We start from the raw sequence: 21,508 nt of genomic DNA, 5'->3' as shown, positions 1-21,508 counted from the left end.
ACATGGTTTAAAAGGGGGAGCTTATGGGACAAATCATCGGAATCACCGGAGGCATCGCCAGTGGGAAAAGCAGTGTCAGCCTCTATTTACAGGAACTCGGATTCACGATTGTAGATGCAGATCTGGCTTCCCGTGCTGTCGTTGAGCCAGGTGAAGAAGCCTATCATCAAGTTGTGAAGGCATTTGGTGAAGATATCTTATTGACGGATGGGAATATAGATCGCGTAAAGCTTGGGTCGATCATATTTAATGATCAAGAAAAGAGATTGCTATTGAATAGCATCGTGCATCCTGCCGTCAGAAATTGGATGCGACTCAAAACGGAAGCGGCACTATCATCAGGGGAAGAAACGGTGTTCATGGATATTCCGCTCCTATTCGAAAGCAAGCTGACATTCATGGTGGATAAGACGCTTTTGATCTATGTGGATGAGCAAGTTCAATTGCAGCGATTAATGAACAGGAATGGTCTTTCGGAGACGGAGGCACTTGCCAGGATCAATTCGCAAATGCCCTTGGCCGATAAAAAGGCATTGGCGGATGCCGTCATCGATAATAATGGGGACATTAATGAAACGAAGAGGCAAGTGAAGTCCATACTTAGCGAATGGTATGTCATATAATTATGATAAAAAGAAGAAACCGCCCGGTTTCTTCTTTTTATGTTGAAAAAATAAGAACAATCCGCATTTTTATTAGCACAATTCCCTTGAATTATGTTATACTAATTACATGTGAAAGGTAATAAGTATAACACTAATATTTTCTGGAGGGTCCGAACAATGAATTCAAGAATAGCGATTAACGGATTTGGGAGAATTGGAAGAATGGTTTTCCGAAAGGCCATATTAGATGAAAGTTTGGACATTGTTGCCATTAATGCAAGCTATCCAGCTGAAACTTTAGCACACTTACTAAAATATGATACGATACATGGTAAATTCGACGGTATCATTATAGCTGAAGATGATTCACTAGTAGTGAATGGCCGCCGAGTAAAACTAATAAATAACCGCGATCCAAAGCTATTGCCTTGGAAAGAGATGAACATAGATATTGTAATTGAAGCCACTGGCAAATTCAATGATCGTTCTAAAGCGGCTCTTCATTTAGAAGCAGGAGCAAAAAGAGTTATATTATCAGCCCCGGGTAAAAATGAAGACGTTACCATTGTAATGGGAGTAAATCAGGAAGTGCTGGAAATTGACAAGCATTTCGTCATATCCAATGCATCTTGTACAACGAACTGCCTTGGACCGGTTGCAAAAGTGCTTGATGAAAAATTCGGCATAAACAACGGTTTAATGACAACGATACATTCTTATACAAATGACCAAAATAATATCGATAACCCGCACAAAGACTTGAGACGTGCCCGTGCCGCTGCGGAAAGCATGATTCCTACGACTACAGGAGCTGCAAAAGCCATCTCACTAGTGTTGCCGCAATTAAAAGGCAAGCTTCATGGAATGGCGATACGCGTACCGACACCTAACGTATCTTTAGTCGATCTTGTTGTGGATTTAAACAGTGATGTCACGATTGATGAAGTGAACCAAGCTTTCATCGATGCTTCAGAAAATGAACTTAAAGGAATCATGGAATTCACGATGGAACCTTTAGTTTCCAGTGATTTCAAAACGAATCCACACTCTGCAATCATCGATGGGTTGACGACGATGATGATCGGGGACAGGAAAGTGAAAGTGCTTGCATGGTATGATAATGAGTGGGGTTACTCCAACCGGGTAGTGGATCTTGTGAAATTGGTTGGCTCCGAGTTGAAAAAAACTTCCGAAGTCGAGTTATCAGTAAAATAATGAAAAAATCGAGCCTGCTAAAATTTTTTAGCGGGCTAGTTTTTAATGCAGTGATCCATCACTTCCTGTCTGCTTTAAGGCGCTGAATAATCCCGAAAACATAATTCCCCCCACATTGGAACCTTCGCTATATCTCTATTACATATAAAGTTTATCTTTCCAAAAATTCAATTTGGAGTTGCAAAAAAAATTCAAACCATATATACTATGAATCGTGAACTTCTTCAAAAGCGGTTTGCATGATGGCTACTTAAAGGGTTAGGACCTCTTTGGACTAACTTTCCCCCGTGGTAGTTATCAGAACTTATTTTTAAATCATGGTAAGGGGGAAGCTTAATATGGAAACAGCTTACACTATGGAAACTATGGGTAGACACGTCATTTCTGAACTTTGGGGTTGTGACTTTGAAAAACTGAACAATATCGATTTAATTGAAAAGATTTTTGTTGATGCTGCTTTGAAATCAGGTGCAGAGGTACGAGAAGTTGCCTTTCACAAATTTGCTCCACAAGGAGTCAGCGGGGTTGTCATCATTTCTGAATCACACTTAACGATTCACAGTTTTCCAGAACACGGCTATGCGAGCATTGATGTCTATACATGCGGTAACTTGGATCCGAATATTGCGGCAGATTATATTGCAGAAGCTTTGAATGCGCAAACACGTGAAAACATAGAATTGCCACGTGGATTAGGTCCTGTACAAATGAAAAAAGCCAATATAAGTGCCCTATAAAAAACACGTATACACAGAGATGCCATGGGTGCATCTCTTTTTTAATGCAATCAATCGGCAGTCCGCTTCACTTTATAGGGGAGGAAGACCTTGTAGCACGAAGACTTTGACAACGGTGCTTCAAGGGCAGAACAAAAAGTGCCTGGTGCCGGAAGTTACACTTTTTACTTGTACTGGCCGTTCCTTTTAATATAAGATTAAGATAGAGAAGTAATTCCTTGGGGAACATTTAGATAGGGGAGTCCTACATAAAATACGGAGCTGATAATGATGAAATGCCCATCATGTCAATATAACGGAACAAGAGTGCTCGATTCCAGGCCAGTCGATGAAAGTAAATCGATTCGACGACGCCGTGAATGTGAGGCATGTGGTTTTCGATTCACGACATTTGAAAAGGTGGAGGAAACACCGCTCATTGTAGTGAAAAAGGGCGGGACACGGGAAGAGTTCAGTCGTGATAAAATCCTGCGTGGCTTAATCAGGGCTTGCGAAAAACGTCCGGTTCCCTTGAAAGAACTGGAGCAAATTACCAGTTATGTAGAAAAAGAACTACGCAACCAGGGCATATCGGAAGTGAAAAGCGACAGTGTCGGCGAAATGGTGATGGACAAGCTGGCAGAAGTCGATGAGGTTGCATATGTAAGGTTCGCATCCGTCTATCGACAATTTAAAGATATCAATGTCTTTATCGATGAATTGAAAGATTTGATAAATAAAGAAAGAAAGTAGAGCTGAAGATTCACTTTGGCTCTTTTTTCACTACATCTTTTGAAAGGTTTGAATGGAGATGTCAATGCATTGGCAAGAATTGCTCCCAGCTGATTCATATTTGGTCTCATCTGCGGGGCTGCTTCATGATTATGATCGGAAAATACTTACCCGACTATATCAACCTCTTATTGGACCTATCTGCATTAGCCTATATATGACGTTATGGAGTGAGTTGGAGGAAAACAGGCTATGGTCGGAAACCTCCTCACATTATCAATTAATGAATACCATCGGCCTTAAGTTAGGTGATATTTACGAAGCACGCCTTTTACTTGAGGGAATCGGTCTGTTGAATGTATATAAGAAATCGAAAAATGAAACGAAGGAATTCATCTATGAGTTAAACCCGCCGCTTTCCCCCCAGCAGTTTTTCACGGACGGAATGCTGAATATTTACTTATACAAAAAAATCGGTAAAGCGCAATTCAACCGGTTAAAGAGATTCTTTTGTGATGACCATATCTTGACCGATCAATATGAAGGTGTGACTAAATCTTTTGCGGAAGTGTTCTCATCAGATCATTTGGACTCTTTATATGTAACGGATGAAGCGAAAAATGAATGGCAACCGATGCCTGAACAGCAATTCATCGATCGGACGGAAGGCGTCGAGCCATCGGGGTTTGATGACTTATTTGATTTTGACCTTTTATTTGCCGGGATTAAATCCTCGATCGTACCGAAAAAGGCCTTTACCCCGAAAATAAAAAGTACGATTGCCAAACTTGCTTTTTTATATGGCATCGATCCGCTTGAAATGCAAAAACTAGTAATGGATGCCGTTTCATTGGATGATGAGATCGATGAGGAAGTGCTCAGAAAGGCAGCAAGGGATTGGTACCAGATCGAGCGGCAGGCCGATATGCCTTCCCTTGTCAATCGGGTGCAGCCGATTCGTGAACGGACACAAAAAGAAGAACCGAAAACACAGGAACAAGAGTTAATCCGTCATTTGGAGACGATTTCTCCAAGGGAGCGGCTGATGCAATTGTCTGGCGGTGCAGAGCCATCAAGCGGTGATTTGAAAGTGGTTGAGGGCGTGATGATCAATCAAAAGCTGAATCCGGGTGTCGTCAATGTATTGATTGAATATGTCATGCTCAAAACGGATATGAAGTTCACGAAGGGTTATGTGGAAAAGCTGGCGGGCCATTGGGCACGGCTGAAGGTCTCCACGGTCGTCGAGGCGATGGAACTGGCTAAAAATGAACACCGGAAATATCAGGACTGGGCTCAAGGAAGCAGGAATGCTGCGAAGGGCAGCCGGAAAAAGGCGATACGGGAAGAAGTGGTTCCGGAGTGGCTTGAGAAAAAAGAAGAAGCACAGCAGGAGCAGAATGCGGATCAGCCTGAATTGGATGCCCAGAAACGCGAGCTTCTGGAGAAATGGAAGCAGTGGAAAGCAGGAGGTGAAATGAACGATGGAAAAGATTAATAGGTCCCTAAATAAATTGGCCAATACAAATCAATTTCAACAGCGTTATGAAAAGCTGAAACAGGAGATTTTTGAAAACGAACAGGTGCGGTTATTTATGAATGCCAACAGCTCGACGGTCACGAAGGAAATGATTGATAAAAACTTGGGGAAGCTTTATGAGTTCACTTCACAAAGCAATAAATGTGATAAATGTCCGAGCTTGGATGGCTGCATCAATATGATGCAAGGGTATTATCCCAAATTGGTGGTTCAAGGGAAAGCCCTGAACCTGCATTATGAAGTCTGCCCGCGGAAATTGGCAGAGGATGAAAAGCGGAAACGGGAAAAGTTGATCCGCAGCCTGTATGTACCGAAGGATATTTTAAAGGCGAGCATTGAAGACTTTACCCAAACGGATAATGAAAACAAACGCTTGGCTGTTTTAAGTAATGCGATGTCGTTCATTATGGAATATGAGCCAGGTAAAAGGCAAAAAGGCTTATATATATATGGGAAATTCGGTGTTGGGAAAACGTACTTATTAGGTGCGATTGCCAATGAACTTGCAAAAAGGCAAATTTCCTCCCTTATTGTCTATGTCCCTGACTACTTGAGGGAACTTAAGGGATCGATAGGTGATAATACGGTCAATGAAAAAATTGAAATGGTGAAAACGGCACCTGTCCTCATGCTGGATGACATTGGAGCGGAGTCCATGACGAGTTGGGGACGCGATGAGGTTTTTGGTCCGATTTTGCAATTTAGGATGCTGGAAAACCTGCCGACGTTTTTCACTTCGAATTTTGACTTGAATGGCCTGGAGAACCACCTTACCTTTTCACAGCGTGGTGAAAAGGAAGAAGTGAAGGCGGCCAGGGTACTGGAACGAATTCAATATTTAGCGGAGCCGGTCAAGCTGGATGGCGTGAATCGGAGAAGATGAAGAAAAGTGGTCTCTTAAAGGAGGTCACTTTTTTCTTCTTACAAGGCCCATCCTACTTCTAAACACGTCCCCATTCCCATATACATGAAAAAAGAAGCAAGGGGGAAGGGGGGATGTCGTAGTGCAAATTTCGTTTCAAAACGATTCAGAGGCATTGAAATTACTGAATTTCGTTTCTGTCCATCCATTGGGGGCAGAATTTCAAGCATACATTCGATTTCTTCCACAACAAGGCATGCATGTGGATATGACGGAGTCTTCAGGTGATAAATGGCTAATCCTGCTTCGTGATGCATTTCATTCTTTTTTATTGGAAGAAAAGACGCTTCCTGTTCTGGAGCAAATAATAGTCGGTAAATTTTTTTATAGGGAACGGGAAGAAATTGAAGCCATCATTGAAATTGCATCATCAATCATCGAGGTGGAAAGAGCCAGGAATCAAGATGAAGCATTCAGTATGGAGAAACGATTGATTGAGGAAGGACTTCAAAGCATCTTGGCTGGAGAGGTATCTTTTTCATTCGATTCTTTTACGACGTTCCGTTTAAAATCATTTCAGCACACTTTGGAAAAGTATGTCGTCAAGGCGATTGATGAATACAAGCTGGAGCAGGACTATCAAAATTTCATTGCTACGCTCCGTGATTGCCTTCATGGGCAGGAGTCGAAATTAAGAAAGCTACACCTGGTCAACCGGGATGGTTTTCATTTCTATGATCAGAAGTTCAGCAAGCTCGACCGTCAAAAAATCAATAGTATGATCGACAGGAGGCTACTTGCCAAAAGTTCACTTTTTCTCGATACGGTGATACTTGCCCCGCTTTTATCGATTGCTCCTGAAAACTTGTGTATCTATACCGATGACAAGGAAGAAGGGCTGATCCAGACCATTTCGAGGATTTTCGAAGAACGGGCGACTGTCCTGCCACTTTCGTCATTTTCCATGCATTTGAATGATCTTTCGTGGAAAAAAGAAAATTAACCTTGATTTTCACCGTATAACAAATTATAATTTCCTACATACTATTAAAAAACTAAAAGTTATGATGAGGACAAGGGTATTCTAGTCGCCGATTATCAGAGAGGGGAGCCAACAGGCTGTAAGCTTCCTATTCGCATGGAACACTTACCACCTTTAAACTTCGGCTCGGAAAGCAGGCATCCTGCGAATATGAGCTGACGGGAAGCTGCCGTTACCAAGTTACAAGTGCCATTTTGCCGTGAAAAGCAAGCTGGAACGAGGGTGGAACCGCGGGTTAATGATATTTATTACTAAGCTCGTCCCTGTTTTATACAGGGGCGGGCTTTTTTGTGTTGTAATGGAATCAAATACCTGTAATTTGTTCGAACAATAAGAAGGAGTGAAACTGAATGTCAGAATTACTGAAAATATCTTTTCCTGACGGAGCGGTTAAGGAGTTTGCTAAAGGCACAACAACTGAAGACATCGCTGCATCCATCAGTCCTGGTTTAAGGAAAAAATCCATTGCCGGAAAATTCAATGGTGAATTATATGATTTGAAACGCCCGATTGAACAAGATGGTTCAATCGAAATCGTCACACAGGACACAGCGGATGCTCTTGAAGTATTGCGTCACAGTACAGCGCACTTGATGGCACAAGCGATCAAACGTTTATACAAAAACGCTAAATTCGGCGTAGGGCCAGTCATCGAGGGCGGCTTTTACTATGATATGGATATGGAGGAATCATTGACTCCCGAAGACCTTCCATTGATTGAAAAAGAAATGAAGAAAATCGTCAACGAGAACTTGGAAATTTCCCGCATTGAAGTAAGTCGTGATGAAGCGATTTCCCGTTTTAAAGAAATAGGTGACGAGTATAAATTGGAATTAATCGATGCGATTCCTGCCGATCAGCAGGTAACGCTTTATGAGCAGGGTGAATTCTTTGACCTTTGCCGTGGAATTCATGTTCCATCAACTGGGAAAATCAAAGAATTCAAGCTTTTGAGCATCGCTGGAGCCTACTGGAGAGGCGATAGCAAAAACAAAATGCTGCAACGCATTTACGGTACGGCTTTCTATAAAAAAGAAGATTTAGCCGAACACCTGCGTTTCCTTGAAGAAGCCAAGGAACGTGACCATCGTAAAATCGGCAAAGAATTGAACTTGTTCATGAGCTCACAAAAAGTGGGACAAGGGCTGCCGATGTGGTTGCCAAAAGGCGCGACCATCCGCCGGACAATCGAAAGGTATATCGTGGACAAGGAAGAACGTTTGGGTTATGACCATGTCTACACACCTGTAATGGGTAGTGTGGACCTTTATAAAACATCTGGACACTGGGATCATTACCAGGACGGCATGTTCCCAGTCATGGAGATGGAAAACGAACAGCTTGTCCTGCGTCCGATGAACTGTCCGCATCACATGATGGTCTATAAAAACAGTATCCACAGCTACCGCGAACTGCCAATCCGGATTGCCGAGCTAGGCTTGATGCACCGCTATGAAATGTCAGGTGCCCTTTCCGGCCTTCAGCGTGTACGTGGGATGACATTGAATGATGCGCACATTTTCGTTCGCCCCGACCAAATCAAAGAAGAGTTCAAGCGCGTTGTGAACCTGGTTCTGGAAGTATATAAAGATTTCGATATCAAGGATTATTCATTCCGTCTGTCCTATCGCGATCCGCAGGATACAGAAAAATACTTCGACGATGATGACATGTGGGAAAAAGCACAAAGCATGTTAAAAGGCGCCATGGATGAACTTGGTCTGGATTACTTTGAAGCGGAAGGTGAAGCGGCATTCTACGGTCCTAAGCTTGATGTTCAGGTACGTACTGCATTAGGGAAAGATGAAACGCTTTCCACTGTTCAGCTTGATTTCTTGCTTCCTGAACGTTTTGATCTTAATTACGTCGGTGAGGACGGCAAGCAGCATCGTCCGGTCGTTATCCACCGCGGCGTCGTTTCCACAATGGAACGTTTTGTCGCTTACTTGATCGAAGAATACAAGGGGGCATTCCCGACTTGGCTGGCACCTATCCAAGCACAAGTGATTCCGGTCTCACCTGAAGTGCACTTGGATTATGCGAAAGAAGTACAGGAAAAACTTAAAGCGCAAGGCATTCGTGTCGATCTCGATACACGTGACGAGAAAATCGGTTACAAAATCCGTGAAGCGCAAATGCAAAAAATCCCGTACATGCTGGTTGTTGGAGACAATGAAGCCAAAGAAGGCAGCGTGAATGTACGAAAATACGGTGAACAAAAATCCGAAACGATCGCTTTTGAAGATTTCGTTTCAGCAATTAAAGCGGAAGTAAGCCGTTAACAGCAAAAAGAGGGGCACATAGTTGTGTCCCTCTTTTTAATTAAGGCATGATAAAATGAAACCATCATGTGAAAATTGTACAGCAATGAAAAGGAGGGTCAGCATGAAAAAGAAATTCACTTACTTATTCGGACCGACATTCCTTGTCATCATCATCTTATTGTTATTGGATGGTTATCGACAATATGCCATTGTCCCGGTCCTGTTTTTTTGGATAGCCCTATTTTCTTGGGAGACGATTGAGAAAAAGAAAAAGGCGAAAGAAAATTCTTGATGATTTCGGTCAGTATGGATTGTAACCAAGGGGGAGTTGGGATGAATGGAGATTAGAAAGGCTTCAAGGGAAGACGCGGGTAACTTGGCTGCTCTGTTCAATCATGTTGAAGATTCCGGGTATATGCTGTTCAACCCTGGGGAAAGAAAAGCGAAGGGGAAACAAGTGGAAAAGCAATTGGAGCAAATCGAAAAAAATCCCCTTTCCATTTTCCTTGTTGCTGCTAGCGGCCAGGAACTGAAGGGTTACCTAATATTATTGGGCAATCAATTGGGCCGAACGAGGCATTCAGCCAAAATCGTCATCGGCATCAATGAACAGGACAGGGGAAAAGGCATCGGTACGAAGCTATTTCAGAAAATGGAGGAGCATGCAAGGACAAACAAAATCCGGCGCCTGGAATTGTCCGTGATTGCAAACAATGCCCCTGCGCTTTCCTTATATAGAAAGATGGGTTTTGAAAAGGAAGGAATAAAGCGGGAATCACTGTTTTTTGATGGGGAATATCATGATGAATATTTTTTGTCCAAATTACTTTAAAAAACGTATTGTCAAATATCAGAATGTCTGATAATATTAATTTTGTTGTGAAAAACGAATAAATTAGTATTTGACAAGTCATCTGTGTTTATGATATATTTCTAAAGTGAATTGAATACGTGTTTGAGGAAAAGAAGAAGCACCCGCTTCTCACCTGGTTGACGCAAACAATGCAGTTAACAGGTCATGATTTGATTATTTGGATCTTTCTGAATGAGTCTATCAGTGTGGGTGCAACATGCATCCACACTTTTTTATTATGATTATATCCTGTAAGCGAGTTGTGAGCGTGACCGAATTTATTCAAATATTCGTATTCGCCAATATCTTTGGAGGTGGCTAACTATTAGTAAAGACGCGATGGTAAACGAGGGCATCCGAGCCCGTGAAGTTCGTCTTATTGACCAAAACGGAGAACAACTTGGAATTAAAACGAAATTCGAAGCATTGGAAATTGCCGCTCGTGTAAATCTTGATCTAGTTTTAGTTGCTGCAAATGCAAAGCCTCCGGTAGCCCGGATCATGGACTACGGAAAACACCGCTTCGAGCAGCAAAAGAAAGACAAGGAAGCACGTAAAAATCAAAAAGTCATCAGTCTGAAAGAGGTTCGTTTGAGCCCGACGATTGAAGAACATGATTTCAATACGAAGCTTCGCAACGGTATTAAATTCCTTGAAAAAGGCGATAAAGTAAAAGCTTCTATCCGATTCAAAGGACGTGCCATTACGCATAAGGAAATTGGTCAACGTGTACTCGTTCGTTTTTCTGAAGCATGTAAAGAAGTGGCTACTATCGAGCAACACCCAAAAATGGACGGGCGCAGCATGTTCATTATCTTAGCACCGAAAAACGAAAAGTAATTGTAAAGTAATTTGTAATGAGGAGGAATACCTTATGCCTAAAATGAAAACTCACCGCGGATCTGCTAAACGTTTCAAAAAGACTGGATCCGGCAAACTTAAGCGTTCTAACGCTTACACAAGCCATTTATTTGCTAACAAATCTACTAAGCAAAAGCGTAAGCTTCGCAAAGCTAGCCTTGTAAGCAAAGGTGACTTCAAACGTATTCGTCATATGTTAGACAACATTAAATAAGTTCGATTTATCGAGTTAAATAGGAGGGAAATAACATGCCACGTGTAAAAGGCGGTACTGTTACTCGCAAACGTCGTAAAAAGGTAATAAAATTAGCTAAAGGTTACTATGGCGCGAAACATATTCTTTTCAAAGTAGCTAACCAACAAGTAATGAAGTCAGGAAACTATGCTTTCCGTGACCGTCGTCAAAAGAAACGTGATTTCCGCAAACTTTGGATCACTCGTATCAACGCTGCAGCACGCATCAACGGTCTTTCTTACAGCCGTTTAATGCATGGTCTAAAGCTTGCTGGTATCGAAGTGAACCGCAAAATGCTTGCTGATCTTGCTGTTGCTGACGAACAAGCTTTTGCTCAATTAGCAACTGCTGCTAAACAACAATTAGACAAATAAGTCTGACTGATACAGCCACTCTCTTTTCAAGAGGGTGGCTTTTTACATATTTAAAGGAGGGGATGAGGATGCAAGGAGTATGGCTCATTGCTGTTTATATGATCATCACAAACATCATCGGGTTTTCCTTAATGGGAATCGACAAAAGGAAAGCGCGTAATGGGGAGTACCGGATAAGCGAAAAGACACTTTGGTTTTGGGCGGTCATAGGCGGAGGGACTGGTTCTTTCTTGGGGATGAAGCAATTTCGCCATAAGACGAAGCATGCAGCCTTTAAGTGGGGCCTGCCAATATTGATGATCCTTCAAATAGGCTTATTGATCAAGATATTCATTCAGTTGTAATATGTAGCCCGTATAATGTATATGCTTGTAGAAGCAGCAAAGAGTGGCTGGAGGGAGAGCATGAATGATAAACTGACACTTGTGATGAGCTACGTTCAATCAGGAAGCGTGTTTGCACCGTTGATTTTTATCACTTTTCATTTATTAAGGCAATTTTTATTCATTCCCGTCATTGTGGTTTGCATGTCTGGCGGAGTATTATTCGGGGCAGCTTTTGGAACCATCTATTCGGTAATCGGTTTGACGTTGTCCAGCATGGCGTTTTATTTCGTAATAGGCAAATTTCCGAAAACAAAGGATAGGCTGCTGCGGCTTAAGAATAAGCTGTTTGGAAACCGAAAGCTAAACAGCCGGCAAATTGCAGTACTGAGGCTAATACCATTCATTCACTTTTACTTACTGTCACTTTGCTTATTGGAATCCAATAAAGGGCTGAAAAATTATTTTTATCTTTCCTTCATGACCAATCTCCCTGTTGCATTCGTATATACGGTTTTTGGCCACTATATTGCGGATTTCAGTCCAACGCTGATCGTCATTATTTTATTATCCTTAACCTTATTGCTATATTTATTGAGAGAGAAGCAGACGGTCGTCCCCTGGAAGGAATTTTTCCGTTCAGATGATTAATATAGAGCCTTGAGTCATTTTTTCTCAAGGCTCTTCATTACGTGTAATTTTTTTCATTTTTGTAAAAATTCCTTAACGGGGCTTTTCCAATCAATAACGGCATCCGGATATTGTTTTTTAATGGCTTCCTCGATTTTTAAGAAGTCATTTTGCTTCAAGCCTTTCAGGCCGGCCACTTTTTTAGGCCAGATGAAGATGGAAATGACCTCAAAGGAGCGTTCCGTCGTCCCTAGATACTTTTCCCCTTCAAACATCACCCCGTTGTACGTCAATAAAAAATTCTTTCGTATATTGGCTGTATCGTCGAGCAGAAAGAACTTTTTCTGTTCATGTGCCAGCTCTAATTTTCTTTTCGGATTAAATAGGTATTTGATGACTGAATATATTAAGAAAATGATGAGAGCCAAAAGAATGAACCGCATGATCAATACCATGGAGCTACCTCCTTAAACAGAGTGATTCCCTTCATTTACGTATGGGTTTTTAATAAGTTTCATTTATTTGATATAATTTAGGGGAAGACAATGGAAAGAAGTGATGAAAATGAACATAGGTAAATTAATGGAAATGCAGGCAGCTTTGGATGAGCATATACAATCAAAGCATGATTTGGGTGCTGAAGACTTGGTGGAACGGAAGATACTTGCTCTTTTAGTGGAGCTTGGAGAACTTGCCAATGAAACGAGATGTTTTAAATTCTGGAGTCTTAAAGGCCCCTCTGATAAAGAAACGATTTTGGCTGAATACGTGGATGGCATTCATTTCATTTTGTCACTCGGGATTGAACGGGGATTTGTACCGGAAGTTCCATCTGCCCCCAACATGGATCAGGAGGATTTGACTGTTCAATTTACTGCTATATACGGCTACATCAGTGAATTTCGCACACAGTTGACAGAGTCATCCTTCCAAAAGGTTTTTGCTGCGTATTTACATTTAGGGGAGTTGCTTGGATTTTCAGCAGTGGATGTGGAAAAAGCCTATGTAAGCAAAAATGAAGTGAACTACGAAAGGCAAAAGCAAGGCTATTGATTGCTGATTGTTTATGCATTATATTATATGTATAATTATTCTTGTAATGTAAGTAATAGGGAGGTATGAGGATGGCTCAATTGGATGAAACGTTAAGGATGCTTCGGGACTTAACGGATGCTAAAGGCATCGCAGGAAATGAAAGTGAAGTAAGAAAAGTGATGACCGAATACATAACACCATTTGCGGATGAAATCTCGACAGATGGCCTGGGAAGTTTGATTGCCAAGAAAACGGGTGATGAAAACGGACCGAAAATCGTCGTTACCGGGCATATGGACGAAGTCGGTTTCATGATCACCCAAATTGATGATAAAGGATTTTTGCGTTTTCAGCCGGTAGGGGGCTGGTGGTCACAGGTAATGCTGGCCCAGCGCGTGACGATCGTTACAAGTAAAGGTGATGTAACTGGCATTATCGGTTCCAAGCCGCCACATATCCTGTCAGCGGATGCGCGGAAAAAGCCGATTGATATTAAGGATATGTTTATTGATATTGGTGCATCCAGCAAAGAAGATGTTAAGGAATGGGGCGTCAAGCCCGGGGATATGGTTGTGCCATATTTTGAATTCACGGTCATGAATAATGAAAAGATGCTGCTCGCCAAAGCCTGGGACAATCGAATCGGCTGTGCAATCGCCATTGATGTGCTTAAACAGCTGAAAGACAGCGACCACCCTAATGTAGTTTATGGAATTGGCGCGGTGCAAGAAGAGGTCGGCCTGCGTGGCTCCAAAACATCCACATTCAAAATTCAGCCGGATATCGGTTTTGCCGTCGATGTCGGCATTGCTGGTGATACACCGGGGGTATCCGAAAAAGAAGCGATGAGTAAGATGGGGGAAGGCCCGCAAATCGTCATATATGATGCATCGATGGTAGCACATAAGGGATTACGCGATTTCGTCACCGACACGGCTGATGAAATGAATATTCCTTATCAATATGAATCGATTCCAGGCGGTGGAACGGATGCCGGCTCCATCCATTTAACGGCAAATGGCGTTCCCGCTCTGGCGATCACGATTGCCACACGCTATATTCATTCCCACGCTGCAATGCTCCACCGGGATGATTATGAGAATGCAGTTAAGCTCATTGTCGAAGTGATTAAACGCCTCGATCGTGAAGCGGTTGATCGGATCATTTACGAGTAGTGGAAATTAAAAATGGAGAGGCCTAATCAGGACCTCTCCATTTTCTTTTCCTATTTTCTACTTATCTTCGACGATTATATAAACCGCTTTGATCGGTCCATGGACGCCGACGACAAGGTCCATTTCGATATCAGCAGAGTTGCTCGGCCCTGTTATGAAATTGATGCAGGAAGGAACGACTTCGCCCCGGTTAACTTTTGAACGGATGGCCGCAGCAGCCGGGGTCATTCGCGGAACGATGGTGCTTTTTGGAATGATGGAAACATGGCAGGAAGGAAGGAAGCTGATGGAACGGCCGTGGTCCTTGTCGCTGAACAAGACGACCGTCGCTGATTCTGCTAGTGTCATCTCACTGAATGTGATTCCGATGTTAGCACTTTCGGCTTTTTCGATATTTTCTTTCCCGGTTTGGTGATCCCATATATGGACATCTTTTTCTCTTAAGATACCGTCTAACCCATAGTCGGAAAATCGATCGTCCTTAGGGATGATCAAGGATCCGTTTCCAAGCTCCTCGATCACCCGTTTTAAACAATGCATCACTTGCTTGGTGTCGGTCATGTGAAGCTGAGTATGTACCCGTTTACATTGCTCCTTCAATTCCGCGACAAGATCATTTGGTGTCGCATGCTTCAAAACTTCTTTTTGGGGGGCGTGCTTCCATTCCGGAACGGAGATGCCTTCCGTAATAGGAGCCCTTCCCAGGTTTTTGGCTATATTGTTTAAAAATGTCCCTTCATTATGGATGGTTCCATTCATGATGGTTTCCCTCCTTTTTCCCGATTTTTGAACCAGTCCCGAAAGCTCTCTTTTCCTGGAGCAGGGAACTCGCGGCTTTCTGTCCAAGTTTTGAGTGGTCCTGGTCCTTTTGAGATGATATCCCCCGTTTTAAAAGGAGACATCGCTGATGGGGCCATTTTGGAGCCGAACTTATAAAGCATGGGCGAGGCCGCACCGATTCCGAAGGCTTTCATGGCCATCTTTTCTGAAAATGGCGCCATTTTTTCCTTTTCAACGATGACTTCACGATGCTTCCTCAGTAAATCATGGAGAGGAATCTTTACCGGACAGGCATCTGTACAGGCTGCACATAGAGTGGAGGCATATGGCAGCTCCTTGAAATCATCATATCCTCCGAGTAAGGGAGAAAGCACAGCACCGATTGGTCCCGGATATATTGAACCATATGAATGACCGCCAACCTGGCGATAGACCGGGCAGACATTTATACAGGCAGCACAGCGAATGCATTGAAGGACGGATTGAAACTCAGTTCCTAAAATGGAGGAGCGTCCATTATCTACGATCACAAGATGAAATTCCTCGGGTCCGTCTACATCGCCTTCATCACGCGGACCGGTAAGTGCGGTGATGTAACTGGTCAACCTTTGGCCGACAGCGCTTCTTGTCAATAAGCTGACAAGGACTTCGAATTCATCGAATGTAGGCACAAGCCGTTCCATTCCCATCACGGTGATTTGCGTTTTTGGGAGGGAAGTGACCAAATCGGCATTACCTTCATTCGTCACCAAACCGATCGAGCCCGTTTCCGCAATCGCAAAATTACAGCCGGTAATACCTACATCTGCGCTTAAGAAATCTTTCCGCAGAATGCCCCGGACATGGGCGGTAAGCTCTTCCGGTTTTTCGGTTTGTGTATATGCAAGCTTTTCTTTAAAAACATCCCTAATCTGCTCTTTATTTTTATGGAGAGCAGGTGCGACGATATGGGAAGGGGGATCATGATCATCCACTTGTAAAATGTATTCACCAAGGTCCGTTTCAACGACATCGAGGCCAACTGCTTCAAGAGTGGCATTCAAATTGATCTCTTCCGTGACCATCGATTTGGATTTCACGACCTTTTTGGCATTCTTTTTTACAATGACATCCTTGATGTATCCGCTCGCTTCTTCAGCCGTTTCAGCGAAGAAGACATGGCCGCCCCTTTTCGAAACATTTTCTGCGAGCTGGTGCAAATAGAAATCAAGGTTACTAAGCACATGCTGCCGGATCTCTTCCCCAAGGGAACGCCAATCCTCCCAGCTTCCCAATTCATCAACGGCAGTCAGCCGCCGTCCGTGTAATCGTTCTTGGGCACTCGATACGGCCAATCGCATAAAATCATTATGTATTCCTTCATCCACCCGGTCTTTAAACTTGGCAGAGCTGGTTTTCATAGCCATAAGTTTTTCCCCTCCTCGCTTTCTTTAAATACTATTCAGGACTTCCGCAATATGAAGCACTTTCACCGGTTGCCCCTTCCTTTGGATCCGTCCGCCGATATTCATCAAACATCCTGCATCCCCGCCGATTAAAAAATCGGCCCCGGTATCTTCGATTTTGCAGACTTTCTCCTCGACCATCTGCCCGGAAATGTCACCCATCTTGACCGAAAAGGTCCCTCCGAACCCGCAGCAGTTTTGGGCATCCGGAAGCGGTGTCATTTTCAGCCCCCTGACATGTCTTAACAAGATGGCAGGTGCTTCCTTCACCTTAAGCAGCCGTGTCATATGGCATGAAGTATGATAAGTGGCCTTTCCCTTAAGGGTCGCCCCGACGTCGGTCACTTTTAACACATCGACGATGAATTGGGTCAACTCATATGTTTTAGCCGCTAATGATGCCGCTTTCTTTTCCCATTTGGGATCGCCTTTGAAAAGGACCGGATATTCTTTGAACATCGCTGCACAGGAACCGGAGGGGGTTACGATGTATTGTGCATCCGCGAACGTTTTAATCATCTTTTTCATGGCTTCCTTCGATTCCTTCGTATACCCGCTATTATATGCAGGCTGTCCGCAGCATATCTGGGACTCCGGGAAATCGATCTCACAGCCTAATCTCTCGAGCAGCTCCACTGTCGCTTTGCCGACATTGGATTGAAACAAATCCACTAAACATGTTGCAAAGAGAGTAACTTTCAATTGAATTCCTCCTTTTTCAAGTAAGTTAACAGGTCATCTGATGACTAGAAAATGGAAAAAGGAAATGGTTTAAGAGAATATACCAATTTCCAAGATTTTTTAATCGTTTTCAAAATAATATATCAATTTAATCCTTTTTTGTATAGAGTATTTTTAAAATTTAAAGGAAGATCAACTATACTTTTGCTGATTTTTTTGGATGACCCGGTCCAGTGATTCCTCGACGCTTTGAAGGTGAAACAGCATGGCACTGCGCGCTCCGTCTTCATCCTGTGCCACGATTGCATCATAAATCCGGACATGCTGCTGGTAAAGCTGCTTAAGTGTCATCTCTTCGGAATAAAGCGCAATCCGGCGGATATCACCCATTTTTTCCGTCATTAATTCTGAAACATGGTTCATCAATGTAATCAGGAGTTCATTTTGTGATGCATTTGCCACTGCAACATGGAAGGCGATATCCGCTTTATCACTTAGCTCTTCATCGTCGGATACCTTTTCCATATTAAAAAGGCTTTCCTTGAGTTCGATAAGGTTTTCTTCCGTTCTCATCTTCGCTGCCACTTCTGCCGTACCGGATTCAAGGATTTTCCGGACTTCCAGTAAATGCTTGATATTGTCTTGGTCCATCAAAAGGGCGGCAGACAATGGATGGTTCATGATGGTGGGGTCGAAGGTTTTAACGAATGTTCCTTCACCTTGTTTTATTTCAATGAGACCCATTGAACTTAATGCACTTAATGCTTCGCGGATGGCCGGGCGTCCGACTTGGAAATTTTCCGCAAGCTGCTGAATCGAATCCAATTGTTCACCTGGTTTCAGGCTGCCTGACCGAATCATTTCATAAAGTTCATCGCTGACTTCTTCATAAATTTTTTTCGGCTTTATTTTTTTATATACCAAGTAGTAGCACCTCTATTTTCTATGAGTTTCTCTGGTTAATATTATATAACACAAATGATCTTTGACACTTCCTGAAGGGTAAAAAATCGACAAAAAATAAAAAATATCTTGATTTTATATTTTTAATACTTTAATTTTAATGAATAATCATCAAGTCATCTGATGACTTTGAATATTTGGATATGTAAGGGGTTTCAATTCGTTGTTGATTTCTGAATTTTTTAAAAAAAATATAGGAAATGGAGTCGAAATGAATGACATGGACACAAAACTTTACGCCGATCACCGATAATTTAGTTTTATCATCTCTTGCCGCACTCATTCCAATTCTTTACTTTTTCTGGGCTCTTACCATCAAACGTATGAAAGGTTATATTGCAGGTATAACCACGTTGCTTGTAGCTCTTGCAGTGGCTGTATTGATATATGGAATGCCGGCAGGAAAAGCGGTGATGTCTGCTTCACAAGGAGCGGTATATGGGCTGCTCCCAATCGGATGGATAATCATCACTTCCGTATTTTTGTACAAAATGACTGTTAAAAGCGGACAATTCAATATCATTCGTTCTTCGGTGCTATCGCTTACGGAAGACCGCCGCCTTCAGGCATTATTGGTGGCATTTTCTTTTGGGGCATTTTTAGAAGGTGCCGCGGGATTTGGAGCACCTGTCGCCATTTCAGCCGCGCTTTTGGTTGGTCTCGGATTTAACCCGCTATATGCAGCCGGGATTTGTTTGATCGCGAATACCGCTCCGGTAGCATTCGGGGCGGTTGGAATACCGATCATCGCCATGGAAGGACCTACTGGCATAGCCGCCATGGAGATTTCAAAAATGGTCGGCCGCCAATTGCCATTCCTTTCGGCTTTCATTCCGCTTTATCTCATTTTGATAATGACTGGGTGGAAAAGGTCGCTTGAAGTCTTGCCGGCAATTTTGGTTTCTGGATTTTCCTTTGCCATCACACAGTACTTAAGTTCAAATTTTCTTGGGCCCGAATTACCGGACATCCTTTCTGCGTTAGTGTCACTATTTGCATTGGCGATCTTCCTTAAATTCTGGAAACCTAAGACGATCTTTCGCTTTGCATCCGAGGAAACGGCAGCAGCAATCGAACCTTCATATACAGCAGAAGCGGAAACAAAGTACACGAAATGGCAAGTATTCCATGCTTGGTCACCATTCCTTCTGTTAACGCTTTTCATAACCATATGGGGAATGAACCCAATAAAGCCGGCACTCTCAGGACATTATGAAGGCAACAATGCGCTGCTTGGCGTAATCAATGAACTCGGGAAATTATTAACCTTCCAAATAGAAGTCCCAGGTCTGCATAATGAGATAATCGGAAGCAATGGATTGCCGATAGCGGCTTTCTATAAAATAGAACTGCTTGGAGCAGCCGGGACTGCCATTTTACTGGCTGCCATCGTAACGAAGTTCATCGCACACATGTCTGCAAAAGACTTTTTTGGCACCTATGTTGAAGCGATGAAAGAGTTGGCGAAACCAATCTTGATGATTTCTGCCGTGGTGGCTTTTGCCTATGTAACGAATGCTTCAGGCATGTCGACAACATTAGGGATGACCCTTGCAAAATCGGGTGATTTATTTCCGTTCTTCGCACCGGTTCTCGGCTGGCTGGGTGTATTCATTACCGGATCGGATACATCGGCCAACCTCTTATTTGGCAGTCTGCAGAAAGTGACCGCTCTTAAAGTGGGGATGGAACCGGTCCTGGCACTTGGGGCCAACTCTTCCGGAGGGGTCACCGGAAAGATGATTTCACCGCAATCGATAGCGATTGCCTGTGCCGCCGTTGGATTGGCGGGCAGGGAATCGGAATTATTGAGATTCACGCTCAAACATAGTCTTTTCTTATTGCTGCTTGTTTGTGTGATTACCTTCTTGCAAAATGGCGTCCTTTCCTGGATGATTCCATAAGTAGAATGAGGCTCCCTTTTCATAGGGAGCCTCGAAATATTTTCAAGTCCAGTCAAAAAAGGAGGTCATATAATGCAATTGGCAGCTGTGGCAGGAAAATTGGTTCATGAGGTTCGAAAACTGGTTGAAGAGGAAATCATCATTATTGATCATGCTGGCACAATTATCGCGAGCACCGATAGCAGCCGTATTGGATCTTATCATGAAGGAGCCATCCACGCTTTCAACAATCGTGAGAAATTGATCATCAATAAACAGGATGAACGAAGTTGGAAAGGAGTGAAGGCGGGTATAAACCTACCTATTTTCTTCAACCAGGAAGCCGTTTGTGTCATTGGAATTACAGGCGACCCCAAACATGTTTCCCCCTATGCGGAACTTTTAAAAAAGATGACGGAGATGTTCATTCAGGAAAGCTATTATATCGAACAAGCAGAATCCCAATCACGTCTGATGGAATTCTTCGTATTTGAATGGCATCAGCTGCAGACGTTCAATGAGCTCTTCCTGCAGAAGGCCAAGTTGCTTGGGATTGATGTTCATGCAGACCGGATCATCACCCTTGGTGAATTTAAGACTGAGGAAATCATCGAACCTCATGTGTGGAGAACGCTTCAGATATACATAAGACAGCAGCATCCCAATGACATCGCAGTCCGTTGGGGGAGGAACCAATTCGTCATTCTTTCAATAGCCGATTTCATCGGTTCAAAAAACCAGCAATTAAAGAAATTAAGTAAACTGAAAAATAAGCTGGAAGAGAGTTCGGGTTATAAAGTGTGTGCAGGAGTTAGTTCGCGGGCAACAGGATCCGCTTTCAGGTCAGCGTTTTTTAAATCGGAACGTTCCTTGAAAATCGCGTTTCCTTCATCGGGGATCATATTTGACGAAGACTTGAAGCTTGAAGTCCTGCTTGATGAAGTTACCGCTGAAACAAGACAGGAATATTTATCCCGGACAATTCAGGAGCTGCTTCCTAATGAGGAGCTGCTTAAAACCCTTACCATGTATTTTGCATGTGATCTATCTCTGAAAGAGACCGCCGCAGCCCTGCATATCCATATCAATACCCTCCATTACAGACTCAAGCGCATAGAAGATTTGACCCGACTGAATCCTAGGAAGCTGGCCGATTTAGTCACTATGTATCTAGCATTAAGTGTATTGGATAAACATACAAATTAATTCTCTGGAAAGCTCAAAATTCTATATGTTCATACATAGAAGGTTGAGTGTTTTTTTTCTTATACTTACATCATATAAAAAATCTTGA

The 21,508-nt window shown here is 42.9% G+C and carries 24 protein-coding genes and 1 other annotated feature; of the genes, 19 read left to right on the top strand and 5 right to left on the bottom strand.

Annotated elements, in window-relative coordinates; genetic code table 11:
- The first annotated feature begins 23 nt into the window (after positions 1–23).
- From coaE to J7E52_RS16085, 15 genes are all read left to right on the top strand, one after another.
- Positions 24–623, top strand: a complete 600-nt coding sequence (gene coaE, locus J7E52_RS16155) for a dephospho-CoA kinase (protein WP_214748478.1) — start codon at positions 24–26, stop codon at positions 621–623.
- Between the two features lie 159 nt (positions 624–782).
- Positions 783–1,820 (top strand): glyceraldehyde-3-phosphate dehydrogenase, encoded by a 1,038-nt coding sequence (locus J7E52_RS16150; RefSeq protein WP_214748475.1) that lies wholly within the window; start codon positions 783–785, stop codon positions 1,818–1,820.
- A gap of 356 nt (positions 1,821–2,176) precedes the next feature.
- Entirely contained in the window at positions 2,177–2,557 is a 381-nt protein-coding gene (speD, locus tag J7E52_RS16145; RefSeq protein WP_034311443.1) for an adenosylmethionine decarboxylase, read from the top strand.
- 270 nt (positions 2,558–2,827) lie between these two features.
- Entirely contained in the window at positions 2,828–3,289 is a 462-nt protein-coding gene (gene nrdR / locus J7E52_RS16140; protein WP_034309080.1) for a transcriptional regulator NrdR, read from the top strand.
- A 64-nt stretch (positions 3,290–3,353) separates the two neighbouring features.
- A complete protein-coding gene (locus tag J7E52_RS16135) occupies positions 3,354–4,766 on the top strand; it encodes a replication initiation and membrane attachment family protein (RefSeq protein ID WP_309476898.1) in 1,413 nt (470 codons plus the stop codon).
- Positions 4,753–5,691 (top strand): primosomal protein DnaI, encoded by a 939-nt coding sequence (dnaI, locus tag J7E52_RS16130; RefSeq protein ID WP_214748469.1) that lies wholly within the window; start codon positions 4,753–4,755, stop codon positions 5,689–5,691. Before J7E52_RS16135 ends, dnaI begins: the two co-directional genes overlap by 14 nt.
- A 121-nt stretch (positions 5,692–5,812) precedes the next feature.
- Entirely contained in the window at positions 5,813–6,673 is an 861-nt protein-coding gene (ytxC, locus tag J7E52_RS16125) for a sporulation protein YtxC (protein WP_214748466.1), read from the top strand.
- 389 nt (positions 6,674–7,062) lie between these two features.
- Entirely contained in the window at positions 7,063–8,994 is a 1,932-nt protein-coding gene (thrS, locus tag J7E52_RS16120; RefSeq protein ID WP_214748463.1) for a threonine--tRNA ligase, read from the top strand.
- 103 nt (positions 8,995–9,097) lie between these two features.
- Positions 9,098–9,268 (top strand): hypothetical protein, encoded by a 171-nt coding sequence (locus J7E52_RS16115; protein ID WP_214748460.1) that lies wholly within the window; start codon positions 9,098–9,100, stop codon positions 9,266–9,268.
- Between the two features lie 45 nt (positions 9,269–9,313).
- Positions 9,314–9,808, top strand: coding sequence for a GNAT family N-acetyltransferase (locus J7E52_RS16110; RefSeq protein WP_214748458.1), 495 nt, complete (start codon positions 9,314–9,316; stop codon positions 9,806–9,808).
- A 125-nt stretch (positions 9,809–9,933) separates the two neighbouring features.
- Positions 9,934–10,070 (top strand) — a sequence feature (ribosomal protein L20 leader region).
- A 98-nt stretch (positions 10,071–10,168) separates the two neighbouring features.
- Positions 10,169–10,669, top strand: coding sequence for a translation initiation factor IF-3 (gene infC / locus J7E52_RS16105; protein ID WP_034309072.1), 501 nt, complete (start codon positions 10,169–10,171; stop codon positions 10,667–10,669).
- A 34-nt stretch (positions 10,670–10,703) separates the two neighbouring features.
- A complete protein-coding gene (rpmI, locus tag J7E52_RS16100) occupies positions 10,704–10,904 on the top strand; it encodes a 50S ribosomal protein L35 (protein ID WP_034309070.1) in 201 nt (66 codons plus the stop codon).
- A gap of 35 nt (positions 10,905–10,939) precedes the next feature.
- The gene (rplT, locus tag J7E52_RS16095; protein ID WP_034309067.1) at positions 10,940–11,299 is read left to right on the top strand and encodes a 50S ribosomal protein L20; all 360 of its coding nucleotides are present in this window, start codon (positions 10,940–10,942) and stop codon (positions 11,297–11,299) included.
- A gap of 68 nt (positions 11,300–11,367) precedes the next feature.
- On the top strand, positions 11,368–11,643 hold the full coding sequence (locus tag J7E52_RS16090; protein WP_214748455.1) for a DUF1294 domain-containing protein: 276 nt from the start codon (positions 11,368–11,370) through the stop codon (positions 11,641–11,643).
- A 60-nt stretch (positions 11,644–11,703) separates the two neighbouring features.
- Positions 11,704–12,273 carry a TVP38/TMEM64 family protein gene (locus J7E52_RS16085; protein ID WP_101222877.1) on the top strand — a complete coding sequence of 190 codons (570 nt, stop codon included), beginning with the start codon at positions 11,704–11,706 and terminating at the stop codon, positions 12,271–12,273.
- A gap of 53 nt (positions 12,274–12,326) precedes the next feature.
- On the opposite strand, the gene J7E52_RS16080 is transcribed toward J7E52_RS16085, so the two are convergent.
- The gene (locus J7E52_RS16080; RefSeq protein ID WP_214748452.1) at positions 12,327–12,707 is read right to left on the bottom strand and encodes a sigma-w pathway protein ysdB; all 381 of its coding nucleotides are present in this window, start codon (positions 12,705–12,707) and stop codon (positions 12,327–12,329) included.
- Positions 12,708–12,816: 109 nt separating this feature from the next.
- Here J7E52_RS16080 and J7E52_RS16075 point away from each other — a divergent pair, with 109 nt between their 5' ends.
- Together J7E52_RS16075 and J7E52_RS16070 are read left to right on the top strand one after the other, a co-directional pair.
- Positions 12,817–13,305, top strand: a complete 489-nt coding sequence (locus J7E52_RS16075; RefSeq protein ID WP_214748449.1) for a dUTP diphosphatase — start codon at positions 12,817–12,819, stop codon at positions 13,303–13,305.
- A 71-nt stretch (positions 13,306–13,376) separates the two neighbouring features.
- Complete coding sequence (locus tag J7E52_RS16070; protein WP_214748446.1) at positions 13,377–14,462, top strand: M42 family metallopeptidase; 1,086 nt, start codon at positions 13,377–13,379, stop codon at positions 14,460–14,462.
- Between the two features lie 57 nt (positions 14,463–14,519).
- Here the strand turns inward: J7E52_RS16070 and J7E52_RS16065 are convergent, their stop codons facing one another.
- The 4 genes from J7E52_RS16065 to J7E52_RS16050 form a co-directional block, all read right to left on the bottom strand.
- Positions 14,520–15,224 (bottom strand): LutC/YkgG family protein, encoded by a 705-nt coding sequence (locus J7E52_RS16065; RefSeq protein WP_214749027.1) that lies wholly within the window; start codon positions 15,222–15,224, stop codon positions 14,520–14,522.
- Positions 15,218–16,648 carry a LutB/LldF family L-lactate oxidation iron-sulfur protein gene (locus J7E52_RS16060; RefSeq protein ID WP_214748443.1) on the bottom strand — a complete coding sequence of 477 codons (1,431 nt, stop codon included), beginning with the start codon at positions 16,646–16,648 and terminating at the stop codon, positions 15,218–15,220. The genes J7E52_RS16065 and J7E52_RS16060 overlap by 7 nt, the downstream gene beginning before the upstream one ends.
- A 24-nt stretch (positions 16,649–16,672) precedes the next feature.
- Positions 16,673–17,389 carry a (Fe-S)-binding protein gene (locus J7E52_RS16055; RefSeq protein WP_214748440.1) on the bottom strand — a complete coding sequence of 239 codons (717 nt, stop codon included), beginning with the start codon at positions 17,387–17,389 and terminating at the stop codon, positions 16,673–16,675.
- A 171-nt stretch (positions 17,390–17,560) separates the two neighbouring features.
- Complete coding sequence (locus tag J7E52_RS16050; protein WP_214748437.1) at positions 17,561–18,292, bottom strand: FadR/GntR family transcriptional regulator; 732 nt, start codon at positions 18,290–18,292, stop codon at positions 17,561–17,563.
- A gap of 254 nt (positions 18,293–18,546) precedes the next feature.
- Here J7E52_RS16050 and J7E52_RS16045 point away from each other — a divergent pair, with 254 nt between their 5' ends.
- Both J7E52_RS16045 and J7E52_RS16040 read left to right on the top strand, forming a co-directional pair.
- A complete protein-coding gene (locus J7E52_RS16045; RefSeq protein ID WP_214748434.1) occupies positions 18,547–20,235 on the top strand; it encodes an L-lactate permease in 1,689 nt (562 codons plus the stop codon).
- Between the two features lie 72 nt (positions 20,236–20,307).
- A complete protein-coding gene (locus J7E52_RS16040; RefSeq protein WP_214748431.1) occupies positions 20,308–21,420 on the top strand; it encodes a CdaR family transcriptional regulator in 1,113 nt (370 codons plus the stop codon).
- The last annotated feature ends 88 nt before the right edge of the window (positions 21,421–21,508 follow it).

Source organism: Bacillus sp. ISL-34 (assembly GCF_018613325.1).
Taxonomy (GTDB): domain Bacteria; phylum Bacillota; class Bacilli; order Bacillales; family DSM-1321; genus Peribacillus.
The sequence above is the reverse complement of the archived record's forward strand: the minus strand, read 5'-3'. Positions and strand labels throughout refer to the sequence as shown.